General features: G+C 60.6%; 15 protein-coding genes. 7 read left to right on the forward strand and 8 right to left on the reverse strand.

All coding sequences use genetic code 11. From position 1 onward, the window contains the following. Nucleotides 1–183 precede the first annotated feature (183 nt). The 3 genes from AB4N47_RS20285 to amaB all read right to left on the reverse strand — a co-directional run bounded on the left by AB4N47_RS20285 (nucleotide 184) and on the right by amaB (nucleotide 4550). Nucleotides 184–1317, reverse strand: coding sequence for an ABC transporter substrate-binding protein (locus AB4N47_RS20285; RefSeq protein WP_041480713.1), 1134 nt, complete (start codon nucleotides 1315–1317; stop codon nucleotides 184–186). A gap of 368 nt (nucleotides 1318–1685) precedes the next feature. After that, nucleotides 1686–2969, reverse strand: a complete 1284-nt coding sequence (gene amaA / locus AB4N47_RS20290; RefSeq protein ID WP_341638493.1) for an L-pipecolate oxidase — start codon at nucleotides 2967–2969, stop codon at nucleotides 1686–1688. Between the two features lie 90 nt (nucleotides 2970–3059). Next, nucleotides 3060–4550, reverse strand: coding sequence for an L-piperidine-6-carboxylate dehydrogenase (amaB, locus tag AB4N47_RS20295; RefSeq protein ID WP_016771920.1), 1491 nt, complete (start codon nucleotides 4548–4550; stop codon nucleotides 3060–3062). A gap of 164 nt (nucleotides 4551–4714) precedes the next feature. Between amaB and AB4N47_RS20300 the strand changes: the two genes are divergently transcribed. From AB4N47_RS20300 to nadE, 3 genes are all read left to right on the forward strand, one after another. Then, nucleotides 4715–5614 carry a LysR family transcriptional regulator gene (locus AB4N47_RS20300; RefSeq protein WP_071174249.1) on the forward strand — a complete coding sequence of 300 codons (900 nt, stop codon included), beginning with the start codon at nucleotides 4715–4717 and terminating at the stop codon, nucleotides 5612–5614. A 214-nt stretch (nucleotides 5615–5828) separates the two neighbouring features. Next, nucleotides 5829–7052 carry a nicotinate phosphoribosyltransferase gene (pncB, locus tag AB4N47_RS20305; RefSeq protein WP_024011382.1) on the forward strand — a complete coding sequence of 408 codons (1224 nt, stop codon included), beginning with the start codon at nucleotides 5829–5831 and terminating at the stop codon, nucleotides 7050–7052. A gap of 4 nt (nucleotides 7053–7056) precedes the next feature. Further along, entirely contained in the window at nucleotides 7057–7884 is an 828-nt protein-coding gene (gene nadE, locus AB4N47_RS20310) for an ammonia-dependent NAD(+) synthetase (RefSeq protein ID WP_341638492.1), read from the forward strand. A 124-nt stretch (nucleotides 7885–8008) separates the two neighbouring features. Here nadE and azu read toward each other — a convergent pair whose 3' ends face one another. Continuing rightward, entirely contained in the window at nucleotides 8009–8452 is a 444-nt protein-coding gene (gene azu / locus AB4N47_RS20315) for an azurin (protein ID WP_024011380.1), read from the reverse strand. A 342-nt stretch (nucleotides 8453–8794) separates the two neighbouring features. Here azu and AB4N47_RS20320 point away from each other — a divergent pair, with 342 nt between their 5' ends. Then, on the forward strand, nucleotides 8795–9382 hold the full coding sequence (locus AB4N47_RS20320) for an LOG family protein (RefSeq protein ID WP_024011379.1): 588 nt from the start codon (nucleotides 8795–8797) through the stop codon (nucleotides 9380–9382). A 68-nt stretch (nucleotides 9383–9450) separates the two neighbouring features. Continuing rightward, nucleotides 9451–9639 (forward strand): hypothetical protein, encoded by a 189-nt coding sequence (locus AB4N47_RS20325; protein WP_039756918.1) that lies wholly within the window; start codon nucleotides 9451–9453, stop codon nucleotides 9637–9639. A gap of 209 nt (nucleotides 9640–9848) precedes the next feature. Here AB4N47_RS20325 and AB4N47_RS20330 read toward each other — a convergent pair whose 3' ends face one another. From AB4N47_RS20330 to AB4N47_RS20345, 4 genes are all read right to left on the reverse strand, one after another. Further along, nucleotides 9849–10739 carry a transglutaminase family protein gene (locus AB4N47_RS20330; RefSeq protein WP_341638491.1) on the reverse strand — a complete coding sequence of 297 codons (891 nt, stop codon included), beginning with the start codon at nucleotides 10737–10739 and terminating at the stop codon, nucleotides 9849–9851. Further along, the gene (locus AB4N47_RS20335; RefSeq protein WP_243242439.1) at nucleotides 10739–13225 is read right to left on the reverse strand and encodes a circularly permuted type 2 ATP-grasp protein; all 2487 of its coding nucleotides are present in this window, start codon (nucleotides 13223–13225) and stop codon (nucleotides 10739–10741) included. The genes AB4N47_RS20330 and AB4N47_RS20335 overlap by 1 nt, the downstream gene beginning before the upstream one ends. An 88-nt stretch (nucleotides 13226–13313) precedes the next feature. Further along, nucleotides 13314–16589 carry a transglutaminase family protein gene (locus tag AB4N47_RS20340; protein ID WP_341638490.1) on the reverse strand — a complete coding sequence of 1092 codons (3276 nt, stop codon included), beginning with the start codon at nucleotides 16587–16589 and terminating at the stop codon, nucleotides 13314–13316. A gap of 353 nt (nucleotides 16590–16942) precedes the next feature. Further along, on the reverse strand, nucleotides 16943–19246 hold the full coding sequence (locus AB4N47_RS20345) for a YgiQ family radical SAM protein (RefSeq protein ID WP_016771932.1): 2304 nt from the start codon (nucleotides 19244–19246) through the stop codon (nucleotides 16943–16945). A 226-nt stretch (nucleotides 19247–19472) separates the two neighbouring features. Between AB4N47_RS20345 and AB4N47_RS20350 the strand changes: the two genes are divergently transcribed. Continuing rightward, nucleotides 19473–22181: a hypothetical protein gene (locus AB4N47_RS20350; RefSeq protein WP_460154323.1), complete on the forward strand. Its 2709-nt coding sequence runs from the start codon at nucleotides 19473–19475 to the stop codon at nucleotides 22179–22181. A 3-nt stretch (nucleotides 22182–22184) separates the two neighbouring features. Next, nucleotides 22185–24833 carry a hypothetical protein gene (locus AB4N47_RS20355; RefSeq protein ID WP_341638488.1) on the forward strand — a complete coding sequence of 883 codons (2649 nt, stop codon included), beginning with the start codon at nucleotides 22185–22187 and terminating at the stop codon, nucleotides 24831–24833. Nucleotides 24834–24847 lie beyond the last annotated feature (14 nt).

Raw genomic sequence — 24847 nt, forward strand, 5'->3', positions numbered from 1 at the left:
CAGATGTACGTCGGAGCAATGTCGGAGCGTGATCAGCCCTGACCACACGGAACCCCTTTGTGGGAGCGAGCCTGCTCGCGAAAGCGGTTGAACATTCAACGCGGAGGTTGTTTGTCAGTGCGTCTTCGCGAGCAGGCTCGCTCCCACAGGGGATCGGTAGTAATCAGATGATCGCTTCAGCCCTTACTTCTGCTTTTCCAGCTGGTGGTATTTGCCGTCCTTGTCCCACTGGTAAACCACGTAGTCGGAGACTTTCAGGTCGCCTTTGGCGTCCCAGGTCTTCTCGCCCATCACGGTTTTCACCGGGTTGGCCTTCAGCCACTTGGCAGCGGCTTCGCCGTCGTTTTTCTTCGCGCCGTTGAACGCTGCCGCCAGGGTCTGAACCGAGGCGTAGGCGTACAGGGTGTAGCCCTCAGGCTCGGTGCCGGCCTTGCGGAACGCGTCCACTACGGTCTTGCTTTCAGGCAACAGGCGCGGGTCGGCGCCGAAGGTCATCAGCACGCCATCGGTGAATTGCGGGCCGCCAGCGGTGGTCACCAGCTCGTCGGTCACGATGCCGTCGTCGGACATGAACTTGACGTCTTTCAGGCCTTGCTCACGCAACTGGCGAACCAGTGGACCGGCTTCCGGATGCAGGCCGCCAAAGTAGACGACATCGGCGCCGGCGCCACGGATCTTGGTGACGATGGTGCTGAAGTCTTTCTCGCCACGGGTCAGGCCTTCGTACAGCACAGGCTTGACGCCGCGTTTTTCCAGCTGAGCCTTGGTGGCGTCCGCCAGGCCTTGGCCGTAGGTGTCCTTGTCGTGCAGCACGACGACTTTCTTGCCCTTGAGCATGTCGACGATGTAGTCGCCGGCAACGATGCCTTGCTGGTCGTCACGTCCGCACATACGGAACATGGCGCTGAGGCCACGCTCGGTAACTTGCGGGTTGGTCGAGCCCGGGGTGATCGCGATGATCCCGGCTTCGTCGTAGATTTCCGAGGCTGGAATAGTCGACGAGGAGCAGAAGTGCCCGACCACGCCGGCGACTTTCTGGTTGGTGAGGTCCTTGGCGACCGTCACCGCCTGCTTCGGTTCGCAGGCGTCGTCGCCTTTGACCAGGACGATTTTTTCCCCATTGACGCCACCCGCCGCGTTGACCGCATCGGCCGCCGCCTGTGCACCCTTCATGTACTGCTCGCCGAATGCCGCGTTGGCACCGGTCATCGGACCCGCTACACCGATCTTGATATCAGCTTGAGCAAACGCAGAAACACCCAGCGCAGTAGCGACTGCGAGGGCCAGAAAGCCTTTCTTGTAAAACGTCTGGGACATGAGGTGGTGCTCCAAGGTTTTTTTTAGTTGGCACTGCGACTTCACTTCACTCAAAGCTCAGAGCAAGGCCCGTGCCATCGGTTTTTTATTCTTCAGAAAGTCGCTGCGTTGTTGTTATTTCGACTGTTTCGGTCCCATTTTCATTGGGCGTGCAACCGTCTAAACCGCGGAAGGTGAAACCATTTGTTTTTTCAGGCGCAACCCGCACGCGCCATCATTGCAACCGCAGCGGCAAACGACGTGCAACCAGCCTGTAACAGCCCGCGTCACCGAACTGCACACTGCTGGTGCGGGACTGCTACAACCCGCACCATTACAGGCTAGTCGCTGGATGCAAAAGCGCCGCTTGCGGCAACAAATTTCAACACTCAAATGACGATGCGCAGGCACTGGCCCGCGTGATACAGGGAAAACCCGGCCTCGTACAGGCAACTGCGCAAGCCCACTCCGGCCAGGGGCTGCATCGGTGCGAAGGGAATCGGCAGTGCCTGCGGATTGCCGTTGCACAGGTAATCGGCAAAAGCTTTGCCGACCACCGTGCCGGTGGTGACGCCGCGACCGTTATAACCGGTGACGGCCACCAGTCCCGGCGCCGGTTCGAACAGGCGCATCAGGTGATCAGGGGTAAACGCAATGCGCCCGGTCCAGGTGCATTCCCACTCGACCGGCTTCAGATTGGGGAAGTAATGCTGCTGCACCCGATCAGCCCAGGCTTTGAGAAACCAGGTCGGTTTCTGGTTGCCATTGCCGAGGCTGCCGAGCAACAGGCGCCCGTCCTTGTCGCGGCGGATGCTGCTCAGCACCTGACGGGTGTCCCACGAGCCCTGCCCGCCCGGGAGAATTTCTTGCGCAGCGTCTTCGCTGAGTGGCACCGAGGCGACCTGGTAGTAATAGCCGGGAAAGAAATTGCGCTTGAGTTCGGTCCAGTCGCCTTCGGTGTAGGCGTTGGAGGCGATGACCACTTGTTCAGCGAGCACCGAACCCTGTGCGGTCTGTACCGACCACTTCGGCCCGACTCGCTCGAGGCGAGCCACTGGCGAATGATCGAACATCTGCCCGCCGAGCCCGCGCACGGCATTGGCCAGCCCGGTGACATAGGCCATCGGATTGAGCGTGCCGGCGCGGCGGTCCAGCAACGCGGCGGCAATTTTCTGCGTGCCGGTGGCTTGCTCGCAGGCCTTGCCGGTGAGCAGTTCGACCGGCGCGCCACGGCGTTTCCATTGCTGCTCGCGACTGCGCAAATCCGCCTCGCCCTTGGCGTTGTGCGCCATGTGCAAGGTGCCCTCGCGGCGCAACTGGCAATCGATGGCGTATTTATCCACAAGGCTGAACACCAGCGCCGGCGCCGCACCGAGCATGCGGTTGAGCTGACTGCCGACCGCCTCGCCGAAACCGGCCTCGATCTCGTCCGGAGGAATCCACATGCCGGCGTTGACCAGCCCGACATTGCGCCCGGAGCCACCGTGCCCTGCGCGATGCGCTTCCAGCACGCAGACGCTTTTGCCTTTTTCCAACAGATGCAGCGCCGCTGACAACCCCGTGAACCCGGCGCCGATCACGCAGACATCGACCTTGACCTCGCCCTTGAGCGCGGTGTTATCCGGGCGTTGTGGCGTGAGCGTTTCCCACAGACATTCTTCGCGTAACGGCATTGCCAAGCTCCTGTCGGAGCAGCCGCAAGCCACAAGCTACAAGCTGCAAGCCGGTCTGCTTGACGCTTGTAGCTTGAAGCTTGTAGCTGCTTAATCGAATGTAATGCCCTGCGCCAACGGCAATTCCAGCGAGTAGTTGACGGTGTTGGTCTGCCGACGCATGTACGCGCGCCAGGCATCGGAGCCGGACTCACGGCCGCCGCCGGTTTCTTTCTCGCCACCAAACGCGCCGCCGATTTCCGCGCCGCTCGGGCCGATGTTGACGTTGGCGATGCCGCAGTCGCTGCCGACCGCCGACATGAACCGCTCGGCCTCACGCACGTCGGTGGTGAAGATGCACGATGACAGGCCTTGCGGCACGGCGTTGTTCAGGCGCAGCGCTTCCTCGAAATCGCTGTAGCCGACCACGTAGAGAATCGGCGCGAAGGTTTCGCTGCAGACCACGTCGCTCTGCTCGGGCATTTCCACGATGGCCGGCGACACGTAGTAGGCGTTGGGGAATTGCTCTTCCAGTTGACGCTTGCCACCGAACACCCGGCCGCCTTCGCTCAGTGCCTGTTCCAGCGCATCCTGCATGTTTTCGAAGCTGTGCTTGTCGATCAGCGGGCCGACCAGATTGCCTTCCAGCGGATGGCCGATGCGTACTTTCGAATAGGCCGCCTTGAGGCGAGTGACGATTTCTTCCTTGACCGATTCATGGGCGATCAGACGGCGCAAAGTCGTGCAGCGTTGCCCGGCGGTGCCGACGGCGCTGAACAGAATCGCGCGCACTGCCATGTCCAGATCGGCGCTCGGGCCGAGGATCATCGCGTTGTTGCCGCCCAGTTCAAGGATGCTGCGGGCAAAACGCGCGGCGACTTTCGGCGCCACTTCGCGGCCCATGCGCGTGCTGCCGGTGGCGCTGATCAGCGCAACACGCGGATCATCGACCAGCGCTTCGCCGGCATCGCGTCCGCCGATCACCACCTGGCACAGGCTCGCCGGGGCATCGCTGAAATTTTTCACTACGCGATCAAACAGTGCCTGACAGGCCAGCGCGGTCAGCGGGGTTTTCTCTGATGGCTTCCACACCACCGGGTTGCCGCAGACCAGCGCCAGGGTGGTGTTCCACGCCCACACTGCGACCGGGAAGTTGAACGCGCTGATGACGCCGACCACGCCAAGCGGATGCCAGGTTTCACGCATATGGTGGCCCGGGCGCTCGGAGGCGATGGTCAGACCGTACAACTGGCGCGACAGGCCGACGGCGAAGTCGCAGATGTCGATCATCTCCTGCACTTCACCCAGACCTTCCTGAGTGATCTTGCCAGCCTCCCACGACACCAACTCGCCGAGGTCCGCCTTGTACTCGCGCAACACTTCGCCGAACTGGCGCACCAGCTCACCGCGACGCGGCGCTGGCACCTTGCGCCAGTGCTCGAATGCATGATCTGCGCGACTGATGTGTTGCTCGACTTCAGCAGCGCCTTCCCAGTTCACGGAGGCAATTTCGCTGCCATCGATGGGTGAATGCACCGGCACTTTGCCGTTCTGGTACAGGGCCGGGTTGACTCCCAGACGATCAAGCAATGCGGCAACCATCGGTCTCTCCTCAAACAAAAACAGAATGTGTGCGGCCATCCTTCGCATGGCCGGGCAGGCCTTTAGTTGTAGCCTCACTGCGGCGATGCAACAAACGACCTTTACGCCAGATATCATTCCGTTTATTCATGCTGCCTAGCGAAAGACAAGAAAAAGGACTGGCCATGCTGAACAAACGCCACTTGCCCTCGATCACCGCGTTGCAATGCTTCGAGGCCGTGACCCGGCACCTGAGTTTTACCCGCGCCGCTGAAGAGCTGAACCTGACCCAGAGTGCGGTGAGCAAACAGGTCGCGCAGCTTGAAGAACTGTTGCAGCACTTGCTGTTCCGCCGCGTGCGTCGGCGCTTGCAGATGACGCCGGCCGGGGATTTGTATCTGGTCGAGGTCAGAAAAATCCTCAGCCAAGTGGAGATGTCGACGCATTACCTGCGTTCCTACGGCGGCGAAACCGAAGTCCTGCGCGTTTCCACCCCTTCGACCTTCGGCGCCCGTTGGCTGGTGCCGCGCCTGAAAGGCTGGCGCCTGCGCCATCCGTCGATTCATCTGGATCTGTGCAACGAACAGGAAGCCGACGATCTGTTGCAGGGGCGCAGCGATCTGGCCTTCTATTTCGGCCAGGCTTCGCGGCCGGGCACCGAATGCCTGAAATTGTTCGGCGAACAACTGGTGCCGGTGTGCGCCCCGGGCAGCCTGCCGGACACGCCATTCACTGACCCGACACAACTCACCGACCTGGTGCTGCTGCAAAATGCCTCGCGACCGCAAGCCTGGCACGACTGGTTCGACAGTCAGGGCTACCACACCGAACACAGCTACCACGGGCCGCGTTTCGAAACCTTTTACATGTGCATCCGCGCCGCCCAGGTCGGTTGTGGCGTGGCGCTGCTGCCACGGTTTCTGGTGGAAGAGGAATTGGCCGAAGGCAAACTGGTCATACCCTGGCAGCATGCGATGCCCAGCAGCGATGCCTATTACCTGGCCTACCCGGAGCACGCGGCGGAAGTGCCGAAGGTGCGGGATTTTGTGAAATGGATGCTGGAGCAGATCGATAGCCCGGTGTGAGGTCAACCGGGTTCCCTGTGGGAGCGAGCCTGCTCGCGAAAGCGTCGGGTCAGCCACATCATCTTTAACTGACACACCGCATTCGCGAGCAGGCTCGCTCCCACGGTGGATCTGCGGCGCTCTGAAAAAATGCTGGCAATCCCCACCGCCGATATGCGCCACTAGCGCCATCGATATAGACCGCGCAAGGCGCGGCGCAACTGGAGACCCGTTTATGAGCGAGAGTGTGTTTGCCGATCGCATCGTGCAGAACCTGCTCGACACCGACTTCTACAAGCTGACGATGATGCAGGCGGTGCTGCACAACTACCCCAACGTCGAAGTCGAATGGGAGTTCCGTTGCCGCAACGCCGAGGATCTGCGCCCGTATCTGGCCGAGATTCGTCATCAGATCGAGCGTCTGGCCGAGCTGAGCCTGAGTGCTGATCAGTTGAGTTTTCTCGAGCGTATCAGCTTTCTGAAACCGGATTTTCTGCGCTTCCTCGGCCTGTTCCGCTTCAACCTGCGCTACCTGCACACCGGCATCGAGAACGGAGAACTGTTCATCCGTCTGCGCGGGCCATGGCTGCATGTGATCCTCTACGAAGTGCCGCTGCTGGCGATCGTCAGCGAAGTGCGCAACCGCTATCGCTACCGGGAGACTTCGCTGGAGCAGGCACGCGAACAGCTGTATCGCAAGTTCGACTGGCTGACCGCCAATGCCTCGGCCGATGAGCTGTCGCAACTGCAGGTTGCCGATTTCGGCACGCGCCGGCGCTTTTCCTTTGGCGTCCAGGCCGAAGTGGTCAACGTGCTCAAGCATGACTTCCCGGGTCGTTTCGTCGGTACCAGCAACGTACATCTGTCCCGCGAGCTGGACATGAAACCGCTGGGCACCATGGCCCATGAGTGGATCATGGCCCATCAGCAACTAGGCCCGCGTCTGATCGACAGCCAGATCGCCGCGCTCGACTGCTGGGTTCGCGAGTACCGTGGCCTGCTCGGCATTGCCCTCACCGACTGCATCACTACCGATGCGTTTCTTGGCGATTTCGATCTGTTCTTCGCCAAGCTCTTCGACGGTCTGCGCCATGACTCCGGGGACCCGGTGGCGTGGGGCGAAAAGTGCATCGCGCACTACCACAAGCTCGGCATCGACCCGATGAGCAAGACCCTGGTGTTCTCCGACAGTCTGACCCTGCCGAAATCGTTGGAGATTTTCCGCGCGCTGCACGGTCGCATCAATGTGAGCTTCGGCATCGGTACCAACCTCACCTGCGATATCCCGGGTGTCGAACCGATGAGCATCGTGCTTAAAATGACCGCCTGCAACGGCCAGCCGGTGGCGAAGATCTCCGACGAGCCTGGCAAGACCCACTGCAAAGATCCGAATTTCGTCGCCTATTTGCGACATGTGTTTCAGGTTCCTGCCGAATCCAGTCTATCTAGCAAGGAGTGAATTCATGCAAGCCGTACAGCGTGAGATTGCTGAGCAGCTCAAGGTGCAACCACCGTTCGCCGACGACCAGGCCCTGCAGGCCGAAGTCGCCCGGCGCCTGACGTTCATCCAGGATTGCCTGGTCAATTCCGGGCTCAAGACCCTGGTGCTGGGCATCAGCGGCGGCGTTGACTCACTGACCGCCGGCCTGCTGGCCCAGCGCGCGGTACGTGAACTGCGCGAAAAAACCGGTGACGACCGCTACAAATTCATCGCCGTGCGCCTGCCCTACGAAACCCAGTTCGACGAGCACGACGCCAAGGCCTCGCTCGACTGCATCGCCCCTGACGAAATCCACACCGTGAACATCGGCCCGGCGGTCAAGGCGCTGGCAGCTCAGGTGTCGGCGTTCGAATGCAAACCGGCGGCGTCGGTGGACTTCGTGCTGGGCAATACCAAGGCGCGGATGCGCATGGTGGCGCAGTACACGATTGCCGGAGTGGCGGGCGGTCTGGTGATTGGCACCGACCACGCGGCGGAAGCGGTGATGGGTTTCTTCACCAAGTTCGGCGATGGCGCCTGCGACCTCGCCCCACTCAGCGGCCTGGTGAAAAATCAGGTGCGTGCGATTGCCCGCAGCTTTGGCGCGCCGGAAACGCTGGTCGAGAAAGTCCCGACGGCTGACCTCGAAGATTTGTCACCGGGCAAACCGGACGAAGCGGCGCACGGCGTGACCTATGCCGAGATCGATGCGTTTCTGCACGGGGAAAAGGTGCGGGATGAGGCGGCGAAGATCATTGTCGATACGTACAACAAGACTCATCACAAGCGGGTCATGCCGTTTGCGCCTTGATTTTTCAAAGGCATGAAAAAGCCCGCTGAGGAGTGATCCTCCGCGGGCTTTTTCTTTGGCCATCAGTCTTTCGGTGAAGCGGATGGCCTCTTCGCGAGCAGGCTCGCTCCCACATTGGCCCTGATTACTTGACGACGATGGTGCCTTTCATCATCGAGATGTGGCCAGGGAACGAGCAGAAGAAGCCGTAGCCACCGTCAGCCACCTTGGCAACGTCAAAGGTCACCGAATCGGTTTCCTTGGCGCCGATGATCTTGGTGTGGGCGATGATTCGTGCGTCGCCATCTTTCAGGTAGTTCTTGTCGATACCGGCCGCCAGGCCGTCGGTAGCGATTGGCTGCATGTCAGCTTCTTTGCTGATCACCAGGTTATGGCCCATGACGGTCTTCGGCAGGCTGCCGGAGTGGGTCAGTTCGACGGTGAAGGTCTTGCAGCTCTTGTCGATCACGATTTCCTTGGTGTTGAAGGACATCTGATCGGTGGAATCAACGGTGGTTTTGCACTCGGCAGCCATCAATTGGCTGCTGGCCAGCGCCAGCAGGGATACCGCAACAACTTTGGAAAACATGGTGAATCTCCAAGGCAGGGTTAACAAAAACACTAGTGGTGGAAAGACTGCCTGAAATCATCGCAAGTTCATATGACTTGAGTCAAAAATTGTATACAACTTTCAGACTATGACACTCATCGACACAATCTAACGGCCATTTCGTTGGGCCAGGCCTATGATCGGCCCACCTACTGAAACGGAGTGCCAGTCATGTTCTTTAACGGCCTGTTGTGCAGCTTGCTCGCCGCCTACGCTTGTGGCGCCAGCGGTACTTTCGAATCACCCGAACGCGAAGTCTAGTCCTTGGAGCGCAGCGTGCCAGCCGTTACCCTGTGCGACTGATCGACTCAGGAGTAACGCATGTCGCTGAAATCCGTTTGTGTGTTTTGCGGTGCCAACGCCGGTACCGTGCCGGCCTACACTGAAGCTGCCGTGGCCCTTGGCCGGGCATTGGCCGAGCGAAATCTGACGCTGGTCTACGGCGGCGGCGCGGTCGGCTTGATGGGCATTGTGGCTGATGCCGCGCTGGCCGCTGGCGGCGAAGTGATCGGCATCATTCCGCAAAGCCTGATGGACAAGGAGATCGGCCACAAGAGCCTGACGCGCCTGGAAGTGGTCGACGGCATGCATGCGCGCAAGGCGCGGATGGCCGAACTCAGCGATGCATTCATCGCCCTGCCCGGCGGCCTCGGCACGCTGGAAGAGCTGTTCGAAGTCTGGACCTGGGGCCAGCTCGGCTATCACGGCAAGCCTTTGGGGCTGCTGGAAGTGAACGGTTTCTACAGCAAGCTCACGGCTTTTCTCGATCATATCGTCGGCGAAGGCTTCGTTCGCGCGCCACACCGTGACATGCTGCAAGTGAGCGAATCGCCAGATTCCCTGCTCGACGCCCTCGATCAGTGGCAGCCGACCGTCACGCCCAAGTGGGTCGACCAAAAACCCGGTTAACCCCCGGACACCGATACAGGGCAGAATACGCGCCGCTCAACCTCACCTTCGACCCCAGAGGATCGCCCATGGCCAAACCCAATTACTCCTTCGCCAAACGTCAACGAGACCTGGCAAAGGAACAGAAGAAAGAGGAAAAGCTTCAGCGCAAGAAGCAAACCGCTGAAGAAGCGGCACTGAACCCTGACGGTGAAGTGGCGACCGATGATGATGTTGATGCATCCGATGCACCGAAAGATCAGGCGCCCGACGCCTGAGCCCCACCGGGTTTGATGATCGAATCAGACCCTGCGGATTTGTGACGGGGCTGGCAGTTCTGCTGCCGGCCCTCACAGCCCTGCTTTCTCTGACACACCAAAATCCCCTGTGGGAGCGAGCCTGCTCGCGAATGCGATATATCTGTTACAAATCTATTGGCTGACCTGACGCTTTCGCGAGCAGGCTCGCTCCCACATTTGAAGACTCATCAATTCTGAGGCATCACCGTAACCCGCACTTCCGGGTCATGATTACCGCCACCGAGAATCACCCCACGCAGCGGCGACACATCGGAGAAATCCCTTCCCCACGCCAGCGTGATGTGTTCCAGCGCCGGCTGCACATTGTTGGTCGGATCGAAATCCACCCAGCCCGACATCGGACAGAACACCGATACCCACGCATGCGAGGCGTCGGCGCCGATCAGGCGTGGCTGCCCCGGCGGCGGCTGGGTGAGCAGGTAGCCGCTGACATAACGCGCCGCCAGACCGCGCGAGCGCACGCAGGCCAGCATCAGATGAGCAAAGTCCTGACACACGCCGCGTCGACGCTCCAGCACTTCCACCAGCGGCGTCGCCACCTGGGTGGCTTCGGCATCGAAGGTGAATTCGCTGAAGATCTTCTGCATCAGCGCCTGCACCCCGAGCAGCAACGGTCGCCCTGGCGGAAAACAGCTTTGCGAGAACTCGACGAAGCTGCGCTTCAAATGCACATAAGGAGACTGGAACCGGTAGCGACAGGCTTCGAGCAAGTCGGCGGACAACGGCTGACTGCTGTAGGTCAGCGCATCGCGGGTCTGCTCCCACGTTGGCGACTGGTTGAAATCCAGCGCCGGCCGCGCCAGCACCTCGACCGTCAGCCGGGCGTTGACCTGCAATTCGTCATGGGGCCGTTCAAATGCCAGACGCGTCAACGGATTGCCGAATACATCCAGCTCATCACGGCGCATGGTCGGCTCGGGACTGATCAACAGTTGCTGCTCGGTGCAGCGCTGCCAGCCGCATTCGCGCGGCCACAGGTGCGCGAGTTGCTGCGCGAGGGAGACCGGGCTGTCGTAGTGATAACAGGTGTCGTGGAAGATCTGATATTGAGCGCTCATCACACGGACACCGTTCGCTGGCTGACATCATCGACATGGGCGAAATGGCGCAGCGCCAGACGATCCGATACCTGGCCGCTGGCTTCGGCGATTTCCTGCAACAGATCGGCCAGACCATCCAGCGCGGCACGTACGCTGGATTTGCCGAACAGCGGATTCTCCAGGCAACCGAGATCAAACCGCGACAGGCGCTCGACCAGTTGCGGCAGCGCGGTTTCCCGAGGCGCGGCGAAATCGTCGTTCAGGCGTTTCAGCGTGCGGGTGACCAGTTTCAGCTGAAACAGCACCGCGTGAGGGTTCTGCTCATCCAGCAGCAGCAAATCCAGCACCGGAATCAGTTGCGCCACCGCCAGATAGCGCGAGCGATAGGTGATGCTGCTGTTACCCAACTCCAGCAACCACTCCAGCCCGGCCTGATCGAAAGCACCCGCACCGCGCAGAAATGCGGCGAGGCTGCTGCTGAGAAATTGCAGGCGTTCGATGCGTCGGCCAATCATCAGAAAACGCCAGCCTTCGTCGCGGGTCATGTCATCCAGCGCAAACCCCGACAGCGCTGCCAGCGACATCACCAGACGGTTGAGGAAATCCAGCAGTTCGCCGAAGTCCGGTTCATCGACTTCCAGCTCCAGCGCCTCGCGCTGCAATTCGACCAGCGCCTGCCAGTTTTCCCGGGACAGCTTGCCGCGCACTTGCGAGGCGGCCCATTGCAGGCGTTGCAAGTTGGAGCGCAGGCTGAACGACCAATCCTCGCCCAGCAACGCAGCGAGCAGGCGCTCCGGCAGTTCGCCTTCATCGGGCAGCAAGGCCAGCCGCTCGCCGAGATCGACCGCTGCTTGCAGCGCCTGCGGATCATCGCCATCGACGTAACGCGTGAGCATGATGCGCAGCAGCCGCGCGCTGTCGTCGCAGCGTTCGCAGTAGCGGCCGAACCAGAACAGGTTTTCCACCACCCGCGACGGCAGGTACGGATCGCGCCGCACCAGATCGTGCACGCCGACACTGCGTTGCGCCTTCCACTGCTCGCCACTTGGCGCACGATCGCTGAGCACCCAGGTGTCCTTGCTCGCCCCGCCGCGCTGCATCGACACCACTTCGGCATCGGCATCGGCCGCCACTCGGGTCAGACCACCCGGCAACACGCGGTAGCCATCGTGGCTGGCCACCGCATACATGCGCATGCCGATCGCGCGGGGTTGCAGATGACCGTCCTCGGCTTGCCACACCGGCGCCTGCGACAGTTGCGCGAGTTCTTGCGCGACGTAGGCATAAGGCCGTGCCTGCATACGCTGCGCCAGCTCGAGGCGCTGACTGTCACTCAAATCACGGCCGAACACCGGGGCGAAGCTCTGCGACGGGAACGCCGGTTTGATCAACAGCTCCGGAAGTTTTTCCAGCGCCTGCGCCAGCACTGGCGCTTCACCGCACCACCAGGTGGCGATCGACGGCAGGATCAGTTCTTCGCCGAACAGGTATTGATTGATCTTCGGCAGAAACCCCAGCAGCCCTGGCGATTCCAGCACGCCGCTGCCCAGCGCATTGGCGACCAGTACCCGCCCTTGGCGCACCGCTTCGAGCAGGCCGGGGACGCCGAGCGCCGAGTCGGTACGCAGTTCCAGCGGGTCGCAGAAATCATCGTCGAGGCGGCGCATGATCGCGTGCACCCGACGCAGGCCGCTGAGGGTCTTCAGGTACACCGTGGCATTGCGCACAGTCAGATCGCCGCCCTCGACCAGCGGATAACCGAGCTGACGGGCCAGATACAGATGTTCGAAATAACTTTCATTGAACCGCCCCGGCGTCAGCAGCACCACCAGCGGTGCGTCATCGCCCTGCGGCGCCTGACGGGCCAAAGTTTCCTGCAAGGTGCGGAAGAAACCGGCCAGATGCTGAACCTTCAGATCACGGTACAAATCGGGAAAGGCGCGGGAGACGATGGTGCGGTTTTCCAGCGCATAGCCGGCCCCGGACGGCGCCTGGGTGCGATCGGCAGTGACCCACCAGCGACCATCCGGCGTGCGCGCCAGATCCACGGCATACAAATGCAAAAAGGCTGACTCGGGCGGGGCAATGCCCTGACAGGGCCAGAGAAAATTGTTGTGCCCGAATACCAGCTCGGCGGGCAGCAGGCCTTCGCTGATCAACCGCTGCGGACCGTACAGATCCGCCAGCACTGCGTTGAGCAAGCGCGCACGCTGAGCGATGCCGGCGGACAATTGCTGCCATTCATCAGCCGCGATCACATGGGGCAGCAGATCCAGCTCCCACGGCCGGTCAGCGCCCTTGGGATCGGCATAGACGTTATAGGTGACGCCGTTTTCCTGAATCTGCCGCGCCAGCAAGGCCTGACGCTGCACCAGTTGCGCTGGACTGCTGCGCTGCAACTGATCGAACAGGCGCTGCCAATGCGCACGCACTGCGCCGCTGCCGTCGAGCAGTTCGTGATAGGTGCCCGCAGTCAGCGGGTAGCGGTCTAACAGGTCAGGCATGGAAAGCTCGGCAGACAGCAGGGAACGGTCAGACTAACGCAGGCACATGACACGCGGATATACGAAAAATCCGCGTGTTGCGTAGGCTCTAGTAACGGCGCAGGTCGATGGTCATCGGTAGCTCGTCATTGGTTTCTACCTTGGGTACGGGAAGTTTCCCCGGCGTGTGTCCGAGGCGGAAGAAACGCGCCATGCGCCGGCTCTCCGCTTCATTGGCATTGACCGGCAAGGTCTCGTAATTGCGCCCACCGGGATGGGCCACGTGGTACTGGCAACCACCCAGCGAACGCCCCATCCAGGTATCGAGCAGGTCGAACACCAACGGCGCGTGCACCGGTATGGTCGGATGCAGGCAGTTGGCTGGTTGCCACGCCCGAAAGCGCACCCCGGCGACAAACTCACCCACCCGCCCGGTCGGGTGCAACGGCACCGCGACGCCGTTGCAGGTCAGCAAATAACGTTGTGGCGGCAAGCCGTTGAGTTTGACCTGCAAGCGCTCCAGCGATGAATCGACGTAGCGCACCGTGCCGCCCGCCGAGCCCTCCTCGCCCAGCACGTGCCAGGGTTCAAGCGCCTGACGCAGCTCCAGCTCGATGCCATTGACGGCGTAGTCGCCGACCTTGGGAAAACGAAACTCCAGATGCGCCGCGAACCACTCCGCACGCAACGGATAGCCGGCGTTGTTGAGTTCGACGATGACGTCGGCGAAATCCTCTTCGATAAAGTGCGGCAGCAAAAAGCGATCGTGCAGCTCGGTGCCCCAGCGTGCCAGTTTCGCCGGCGCATAAGGCTCGCGCCAGAACCGCGCGACCAGTGCCCGCAGCAACAACTGCTGAGCCAGACTCATGCGCGCATGGGGCGGCATTTCAAAAGCGCGCAGTTCCAGCAAGCCGAGACGCCCGGTGGCGCCGTCCGGTGAATACAGTTTGTCGATGCAGAATTCGGCGCGATGGGTATTGCCGGTGACGTCGATCAGCAGATTGCGCAACAGTCGATCGACCAGCCACGGCGCACATTCCTCGCCCGGTTCCGGCATCTGCGCGAAAGCGATTTCCAGTTCGTACAAGGCGTCATTACGCGCCTCGTCGACCCGTGGCGCTTGGGACGTCGGGCCGATGAAGAGGCCGGAAAACAGGTACGACAGCGAAGGATGGTTGTGCCAGTAACTGATCAGGCTGCGCAGCAGATCCGGCCGCCGCAGAAACGGTGAGTCCGCCGGTGTCGCGCCGCCAAGGACGAAATGGTTGCCGCCGCCGGTGCCGGTGTGGCGCCCGTCGATCATGAACTTCTCGGTGGTCAGCCGGGTCTGTCGTGCCTGTTCATAGAGAAACTCAGTGCGCTCGACCAACTCGTCCCAAGTCGCCGATGGCTGCACGTTGACCTCGATCACGCCCGGGTCCGGAGTGACACGGAAATTGCTCAGGCGCGGATCACTCGGTGGCTCATAGCCTTCCAGCAGTACCGGGCAATGCAATTCTTCGGCGGTGGCCTCAATGGCCGAGACCAGTTCCAGATAATCCTCGACCCGCTCCAGCGGCGGCATGAACAGACACAGCCGCCCTTCGCGGGCCTCGGCGCAGAATGCGGTACGGGTCAGCCAGTCAGCGGACTCATCGATTTTCGGCACCCGCTCATCCGGCGCAGCAGGTTCGCCGTGAAGCCCGAGCTGCGCGGCATCCGGCAGTGCAGCAAAGTCCTGATTCGGGTCAGTGGGATGGATGAAAGGATATTCCGCCGCTTTCACCCAAGGCTGCGACGCCAGCGGCAAGCGATAACCCAGCGGCGAATCGCCTGGCACCAGGCGACAGTGCTCATCACGCAGATACCAACGCCCGCTCTGCCATTGATCGCCCTTGGCCGTGCGCGCCAGTGGCAGCACCTGGCCGATCACCTTGTTCAGGCCCTGACTGAAGACCTTGCGCAACCGGGCGCGCTCCAGCGGTTCTTCCAGGCGCGAATCTTCGGCGCTGACGTTGCCAGGCAACGCGCCCTCGCGCCACAGGTAATAGAGATGATCCTCAAAGGCCGGGAACACAAAGCGCGCAGGCAACTTCAGGCGCTCGGCGACACTGGCCAGAAAACGTCCGGCCAGTTCGCCGTCGGCGCCGTAGTCCTGCTGTTCGTCGGCGATCAACGCGTCGTTGTGCCAGATCGGCTGACCGTCGCGGCGCCAGTAACAATTGAGCGACCAGCGCGGCAACTGCTCGCCGGGATACCACTTGCCCTGACCGAAATGCACCAGCCCCTGCGGTGCATATTGCTTGCGCATGCGTTGAAACAGTTCGGCGGACAGCCGACGCTTGTCCGGCCCCAGCGCGGCGGTGTTCCATTCGGCGCCGTCCGGGTCGTCGATGGAGACGAAGGTCGGCTCGCCGCCCATGGTCAGGCGCACATCGCCTTCAAGCAGGTCGGCATCGATCTGCCGCCCCAGCGCCTGGATCGCCCGCCACTGTTCATCGGTGTAGGGCTTGGTGACACGTGGCGCTTCCCAGATTCGCTCGACCGACATTTCGTGGCTGAACTGCGTCTCGCAAGGCTCGACCAGACCACTGATCGGTGCCGCCGAGGACGGATCGGGACTGCAGGCCAACGGAATATGACCCTCCCCGGCGAACAACCCGGACGTGGCATCGAGGCCGATCCAGCCGGCCCCCGGCAGATACACCTCGCACCAGGCATGCAGGTCGGTGAAGTCGACGTCGGTGCCGGACGGGCCGTCGAGGCTTTTCACATCGGCGGTCAGTTGAATCAGGTAGCCGGAAACAAACCGCGCCGCCAGACCGAGATTACGCAACAGCTGCACCAGCAACCATGCCGAATCACGGCAGGAACCGGAGGCGTGTTGCAGTGTGTGCTCCGGAGTCTGCACGCCGGGCTCCATGCGGATCAGGTAGCCGATGTCTTCGCTGAGGCGCTGATTGAGCGCCACCAGAAAATCCACCGCCGGCAGTGGCGTGCGGTCGATGCTGTCCAGGTAAGCCTTGAACGTTGGCGTCAGCGGCAGGGTTTCGAGGTACGGCGCCAGCTCCTTGCGCTCATCGGCGGCGTAGCTGAACGGGATTCGCTCGGCGTACGGTTCGAGGAAGAAGTCGAACGGATTGAACACCGCCATTTCCGCGACCAGATCGACTTCGATGCGCAGCTCTGCGGTTTTTTCCGGAAACACCAGACGTGCCAGGTAATTGCCCTGGGGGTCCTGCTGCCAGTTGATGAAATGCTGCTCGGGCGAGACTTTCAGCGCATAGGAAAGAATTCGCGTGCGGCTGTGGGGCGCCGGGCGCAGGCGGACGATCTGCGGGCCGAGTTCGACAGCGCGGTCGTAGCGATAATGCGTGACGTGATGCAATGCGACATGAATCGACACGGCGTGCCTCCTGCGAGCCTTGGGCGTATGGGAAAGCGCGCAAGACTTATGCCATGCACAGGCTTGCGCGCTTTCGCGAAATGCTCAAGGCAGTACAGCACCAAAACCGGGCGATGCGAGGAAATGCTTGGACTCAGTTGCACGCAAATGTTGCGGACGCTAATTCTTGCGGTGTTTGATCGGACGCTTTCGCGAGCAGGCTCGCTCCCACATGTGCAATGCGTTCCCCTGTGGGAGCGAGCCTGCTCGCGAAGAGGCCAGCGGCAACAACTTGATCGTTCCCGCGCGGAGCGTGGGAACGATCAGCAAAACGCCAACCCGAAGGTTGGCGTTCTGTTCAGCTCAAGCAGTGTTTAGCGCGGCACGACCGGCTTGCGCGTCGGCTTCGGCCCTTTGCCTTTCGCCGCATCCTTGCGCTCCTTGGCCGCCTGCTGGTTGCGGGCGAATGCCGCAGCCTTGGCCTGTTCACGCTTGTCCCACGGATTACCGCCATCACTGGCACGCGGCGGCAAACCGGTGTGCTGTGTGAGAATCTTGGTGGTCTTCTCTTTGGCGACCTTGTGGCTGCCGGCCGGCGTCGAGTTCTTGCGACGGGCGCTCTGGTAGCTGTCGGTGGCCGGCTGATGCGCCGGAATCAACTGATCCTTGCCCGGCCCGATCAGATCCGCGCGGCCCATGCGGATCAGCGCTTCACGCAGCATCGGCCAGCCTTTCGGGTCGTGATAACGCAAGAACGCCTTGTGCAGACGACGCTGATCTTCGCTCTTGACGATGGTCACGCCGTCGCTCTTGTAGGTGACCTTGCGCAGCGGGTTCTTCCCCGAGTGGTACATCGCGGTGGCAGTAGCCATCGGCGACGGGTAGAACGCCTGCACCTGGTCGGCGCGGAAGCCGTTGCCCTTGAGCCACAGGGCGAGGTTCATCATGTCTTCGTCGGTGGTGCCCGGGTGCGCAGCGATGAAGTACGGAATCAGGTACTGCTCCTTGCCCGCTTCCTTGGTGTACTTCTCGAACATGCGCTTGAACTTGTCATAGCTGCCGATGCCCGGTTTCATCATCTGGTTAAGCGGACCTTCCTCGGTGTGTTCCGGGGCGATCTTCAGGTAACCGCCGACGTGGTGGGTCACCAGTTCCTTGACGTACTCCGGCGACTCGACGGCGAGGTCGTAGCGCAGGCCCGAGGCAATCAGAATCTTCTTTACTCCCGGCAGGGCACGGGCGCTGCGATACAGCTGAATCAGCGACGAGTGGTCGGTGTTCAGGTTCGGGCAGATACCGGGGAACACGCACGACGGCTTGCGGCAGGCGGATTCGATTTCCGGGCTCTTGCAGGCGATGCGGTACATGTTCGCAGTCGGTCCGCCGAGGTCGGAAATGACCCCGGTGAAGCCCGGGACCTTGTCGCGGATCTCTTCGATTTCGCGAATGATCGACTCTTCTGAACGGTTCTGGATGATGCGGCCTTCGTGCTCGGTGATCGAGCAGAAGGTGCAGCCACCAAAACAGCCACGCATGATGTTCACCGAGAAACGGATCATGTCGTACGCCGGGATCTTCTCCTTGCCGTACGCCGGGTGCGGCACACGGGCGTAAGGCATGCCGAACACGTAGTCCATTTCTTCAGTGGTCATCGGAATCGGCGGCGGGTTGAACCAGACATCGAGCTCGCCATGCTTCTGCACCAGCGCACGGGCGTTGCCCGGGTTGGTTTCCAGGTGCAACACGCGGTTGGCGTGGGCGTACAAAACCGGGTCGTTACGCACCTTCTCCATCGACGGCAGGCGGATCACGGTCTTGTCGCGGGTCATGCGCGGGCTGGCCAGAATCTGCACAACCTTGGCTTCCTGCGGATCTTCGACCGGGCCTTTTTCCTGCTCGATGGCGCAGGCCTGAGTGTCCTGGGTATTCACGTACGGGTTGATGATCTTGTCGACCTTACCCGGACGGTCGATGCGCGTCGAGTCGACTTCGTACCAGCCTTGTGGCGTATCACGTCGGATGAATGCGGTGCCGCGCACATCGGTGATGTCTTCGATCTTGTGGCCCCACGACAGACGCTGGGCGACTTCGACAATGGCCCGCTCGGCGTTGCCGTACAGCAGAATGTCGGCGCTGGCGTCGATCAGGATCGAATTGCGCACGCGATCCTGCCAATAGTCATAGTGGGCGATGCGGCGCAGCGAGGCTTCGATGCCGCCGAGCACGATCGGCACGTGCTTGTAGGCTTCCTTGCAGCGCTGGCTGTAAACCAGGCTGGCGCGATCCGGACGCTTGCCGGCCATGCCGCCGGGGGTGTACGCGTCATCGGAACGGATTTTCTTGTCCGCGGTGTAGCGGTTGATCATCGAGTCCATGTTGCCCGCCGCGACGCCGAAGAACAGGTTCGGCTCGCCGAGCTTCATGAAGTCGTCTTTGGACTGCCAGTTCGGCTGCGCGATGATCCCGACGCGGAAGCCTTGCGACTCCAGCAGCCGGCCGATGATCGCCATGCCGAACGACGGATGATCGACGTAGGCATCACCGGTAACAATGATGATGTCGCAGGAATCCCAGCCGAGCTGATCCATCTCCTCCCTGCTCATCGGCAGGAATGGCGCTGGCCCGAAACATTCGGCCCAATATTTTGGATAGTCAAATAACGGCTTGGCTGCTTGCATGTCGACGACCGGTGTTGAAGTGAAAAATCGCGGGCGCGGAATATAGCACAAATTTTGACCAATTCCGACGACGGTGGTCGGTTTCTCTGTGCGCTGCTCTCGCGCCGCCAACCCGCCACACATTACGCGTTTTTGTTGAACGCACGACGCACGAAACGGCAAGGAAGCCGCCCGCCCGTCGCACTCCCAAGAGCAGCGGGGCATTAAACGTAAAGGAAGACAGGCAATGGCACCCAAACCGCCAACCAGAGGCATCACGACCGTCTCGGTTCATAATCCGCGACCCGATTATTCGATAACCCGACCTGGTTTCACGGCGCTTTTCGATGGCGGACCGGGGCACAGAATCCCCGCACGCCCGACGCCGTCAGCGGTACAAACATCGATCGATAGCGGGCTCAACCGCATTATCTCCGTGCCTGCGCAGGTGACGGTCAGCACGACAGCGGTTGCGCAATCTGCTGCAGTTGTGCGCGAACGCCCCTTGAGAGATTACTGGATCACTTCGCTGGTCGAGCTGCCGTTGGCCGATGTCGAAGGGATTTCGACGCTCAAGGGACGTCAGTATGTCCAAGTGCCTGAGGGTGGCACCGTGCAGGTCGGTCTGGACACCGCCAGCGGTCTTTACCGGGCGAAATTGCCCAGCGAATTGCACCCGTCTGGACCGCTATTGCAGTTCGATGCCGACAGCCGTCTTTGGCAACCGATCGAAACATGGGCGCCATCGACCTACCCGCTATCCCCGACCCGGCTGGAGGCGTTTCGCACTGATCTGGATTTCAACACGGTCGAGCCGGGGGAGGATGGCCTGTTGCGCTTCAACGGCAAACTCTATGTGCAGATCGAGAATCACGCCTATCAGGTCCTGCATGATCTTGATGCATCAGCGCCGCAGAGGGCGGTCATGCGCATCGTTCGCCCCGACGATCCTGTCGCCACCGATGCCACGAATGTCTACGTCGCATCCCGTTCCGGCAGATCGGAAGCGATCACTTTCAATGCTCGGTCCGGCTGGCGCGGGACCTCCTTGACAGGCGTAGCCGGAATGCCGAGAGGCGCAGCAGCGCAACCCTCAGACTTATGGCAGCACCTGGAGGTGGCAGTCGCACTCGAGGGTATCAACAAGCGGATCAAGCTGGATCAGGATAAACGTGAACAGCTGATAAACGCATGGCTGGAGGCAAGTAAAGCGCAGGGAGAGCATGCGCAAACCGTTCGACAAGAAACAATTGCGCTGCTTGACCGCGAGATTCACTGCCACAAACAACTGAAACATCTTGGAAAGGCGCTGAAATACTACGAGGAGCAAAAATCCTCGATCAAGCGCTTCCTGAAGCAGGACGATTACATAGAAAACATGATCAGGCTGCAAAAAAAACAGATGCTCGTCTATCAGCAGCTGATCGAATGCGGCCTGACGCGCCACGCCCTGGAGGGTCCGATGATCAGCCTCGACCCGCAGCGGCTTCCGCGAACAGTCAACGTTCTGGGCAGGATCCTGAGTCATCTGAAAAAGCGCCAGCACATCGCCGATAACCTGGTGGAAAAGTGGCGGGTCTCGCCAGACGACTTCAGGGCGGATGTTCTCTCACCAATGGACACCCATAACGTTGTTGCTTCCTGGGTCCTGACCAAAAGTCTGATGCTGGACAATCCACAATCGACCGGCAACGCCCCTCTGGCATCAGAACTGGCGACCCGCTTCGGTCAGGCAACCTTTGTTTACGGAGCGCTTGGCGCAGTTCCCGAGGCTTCCCGCCCTGCCGTATTGAATGGTCTGCTCCAGGAATGCACAGCCATCCGCCAGTGGTTCGAACGCCTTGATCTGGCTGCGGGGGAGCAGCACGCGACTTCACGCATGGAGATCACTGCAGAACTGGAAATATTCGAGCAAATGCTGGTAGGCCGCTTGAACCAGCTGCTCCAACAGGCTGACCGTCCGCTGCTGACGTTCGACCAGCAGGACGTTGATTTCGAGTTCATACCGGCCCAGGACAGAAGCGGCAGCCAACCGCCGCCCAAGCTCATCTTTGGAGCAAAGAAGAACGGCGTCTACAAGTTCCATGTCGGCGAGCGTCGACGCACTGCGCAAAACGAAAAGGTCATCGAGGTCCGCAACCTCCACAATCCCAGGCAGCCGTCACAGACCTATGACCCTGGACGCGGTGAATGGCGTTCGCCCCGGGCAACGCCGCAGAGGAGCTTGCCGTCATTGGTTGCCGAAGCCAATCAGCACCTTGACCGCGTCGAAGCGCATATACGCGCTGCCCTGCGCGAAGAACGGCAAAAAAACCATCCGAACAACATCGTCGAGATGCTTGAAAGCAAAGCCGAGGCATTCAATGACACCGCATTGCAGCTGCAGCGACCGGAACTGGCCCATGGCGAGACAGGCGCGCTGATTCGGCAACTGCAGGACGCCAGTCAACGCCTGCGTGATGAGGGCGAAAACATCCGCCTGCGAATCTATAAAGACAAGCACGTTCTGAACATCGACCGGCTGCTGTACCTGATCGACAAGGGCCACGTGAACGCCCGGAAAGTCGAGAGCCGATTGAAACGCGGTAAAGGTTCGGATCGGGATTATCTCGACATCTATGTAGTCACCGATGCCCGTACCCACGATCCCCTCTGGCACGCACACTTTCATTATGCGAGGCGGGATTCCTCCGACTTGAATTTCAACGTGCCCGGCGCGCACCTGAAAACCCTTGAGCAAAGCCGCATGGGTGTGCGTTCGCAGCGCCGGGAAGAACTGGCGCAGCGGCCACACAGACCTATCTGGCGCGCTCACCTCGATAGCCACACAGCGCAGAAAATTTTCGACCTCGCCGCAGCCTCTGCTCTACCCCATGACACAGCTCAGGCAATGACGCCGAACAGGCCGGCAGCTTCCGTTGAAGAAGCTACCGTGCAACGACTACAAGGAATGTAAGACATGCCAGGCAAAACGCCTTCCAAAGGCACTTCAACCGTTAATGTCCATCGCCAACCGGATACGCCAGGAGCCGCACTCACGCTACGCCCTGACCCTCCCGACATAACCCTGCGACCGGGCTTCGAAAATGCGACGTCGATCGATCCGCAATTCCGACCGGGCAGGCCAACAGACAGCATCGACCACGACGCAATCACTCGAGCTCCTACCGTTAGCGTGCGCCCATTGACGTCGCCGAACGAAACACCACGCGCAGCCTTTCTACCACTGGAGCATTATCGGGTGATGGCCGCTGCCAGCTTGCCGACAGCCAATACCGAGGGTTTCAGAGTTCACAAAGGCCGCCAATACGTCGACGTGGTCGATGTCGGGATCGTGCTGGTCGCCAAAGACGCCGACACCGGACTGTACCGGGCACATCTTGCAAGCGAATCGAAACCTTCCGGCCCGGTTTTGTTCCGCGATCGTGATAGCGGATTCTGGCGTGCAAATGATGACGACGAAGTCAACACTGCCCCTCTTACCCATGTCGGCCTGCAAGCGTTTCGCACGGATCTGGACTTCAGCACCAGCGCACCCGACATCGACGGTTTGTTTCGACACGACGGCAAGCGCTACGCGCTCATTCACGATCATGCTTATCAGGTAATGCTTGATAAGGATGGATCTACGCCGGTGCAAAAGGTCTGGCGCATTGTTAATGCCAAGGATCCCGTGGCCATTGATGATGACAACATCTATCACGCCAGCCGCAGTGGAGAGTCGCGGGCCGTCACACGCAACGCCAACAATACCTGGGTTGCTGTGTCCACCGGTTTGCTGGGAGGCATGCGCCGCCAGGAGGCGATCCCGATTCTGCTGCAACGGTATGAGCCATTCGTCACGCGAATGAACGAGATCAACGAGTCCGCTGAGCGCTATTACGTGCTTGCGGCGCGGGCAAATGCTCTGCCGAGCGGAAGCGCCGAGCGGACGGCGGCATGGATTGCCGTTGAAGTTCACTTGCTCAAGCACATCAAAAAGCAGGCTGACAATTTGCAGTCAATACTCGACCACAAATCCTGGTTGATACATCTGAAAGCCAACGGGGTTTTCGCCGAAGAGTTGCACGCCCTTCGCCTGGATCGGGTGGTATACCTGAACCGACTGATGACAGTCATGAACTTCAGAGGCGAGTCTGTATTCACCACTCTGACTGCTGACAACTGTCAAAAAATCATCAGCTTCATGAACAAAAAGCTGAAGCTTCTCGAAGACCGGGAAGTGGTGATGGGACAGATCCTGAAAGCAGACCGAGGAGCAGCCCCCGCACTTGCAGAACTCCGTAATGAAGTGGCCACGGTCGAGCGAATCAACTTCAACAAGTTGAACATGTACGTCCACCTGTTCGCAGGCACGCCTGACTACCCGCCAAATGTGACCATGCGCTCGCTTCACGCCATCGACCTGATCACCGGCGATCTGCAAAACATTCCCGAAGGCGCGCAGTCGTTGTCACTGATGCTGACCCTCGATCAGATAAGAGCTGAGAGAGGCCGCTTTGAAGCAGAGCTGCCGGCAGGCAGCGTCAAAGCCGAGTACGCCAGGGAGATCCTCGCGCTGACCGATCAGTTCGAGACCGGCATCGAAACCCGCTTGAAAGAAATCTTCGCCTCGTTCAACCGCAATACCGAGCTGCCCAGCCTGGATCAGAACATCGACATCGACTTCATCCCGTCCCGGCCAAGCGATAGCGTGTCAGCCCGACCGCCGTCGCTGAGAAAGGTGTTCCGCACCCGACGGCACGGCACTTCCAGAGTAATGGCTGGCGACACGGAAACCGCCGCAGATGGCAGCGTTATCGTCAAGGTTTCCAACCCGTTCCAGCCGAATGGCCCGGTCGAGCGATACGAAAAAAGACAGGGTGAATGGCTGCCTGTTCGCCCGCCCATCGCCAGCACTCCGCGGCCGGAACTGATCGCCGAGGCCAACCGCTTATTGGTTGACGTTGAAAGGCACATTGCCCAGGCACAGACCAGAGAAACCGCTAAAGACAATCCGACGGAAATAATTGAAGAGTTGGAAAAAGCCATCGACCCGCTCAATGAGCAGGCACGCCGCCTGCAAAACCACGATACAGCGGCCGAGGATGCCGAGATTCAGAACCTGAGCGAGCGTTTGCAAAGAGCTGCAGACACACTGTCCGCGCATGGCCAAAGCGTGCTGGTGCGGATGTACAAGAACAAGGACGTGCTGGACATTTTGCGGCTCAATTATCTGATCGATCACGCTGAGCTGAACGCCGTCAAAACGGTTGACCGCAAACAGCTGGGCAAAGACCGGGACAAATCCTTTCTCGACGTTTACTCGATCAGGGATAGCGCTAACGATGCGCCATTGTGGGAAGCGCATTTTCACTATGAAAAACTGAGCAGCGAGCCGCTGAACTTCACCATCAAGGGCAGTCATCTCAAAACGCTGGAACAGAGCAGACGCGGCATCCAATCCCAACGCCGGGACGAGCAGGCCGGCCTGACCCACGTGCCAATCTGGCGCCAATATCTCGATGGACGCACAGGGCAGAAAATCTTCGACCTGGCCGCCGCCTCTGCTCCCCCCCATGACACAGCCTCAGGCAATGACGCCGAACAGGCCGGCAGCTTCCGTTGAAGAAGCTACCGCGC

This window comes from Pseudomonas sp. S3_G06 (genome assembly GCF_054667565.1).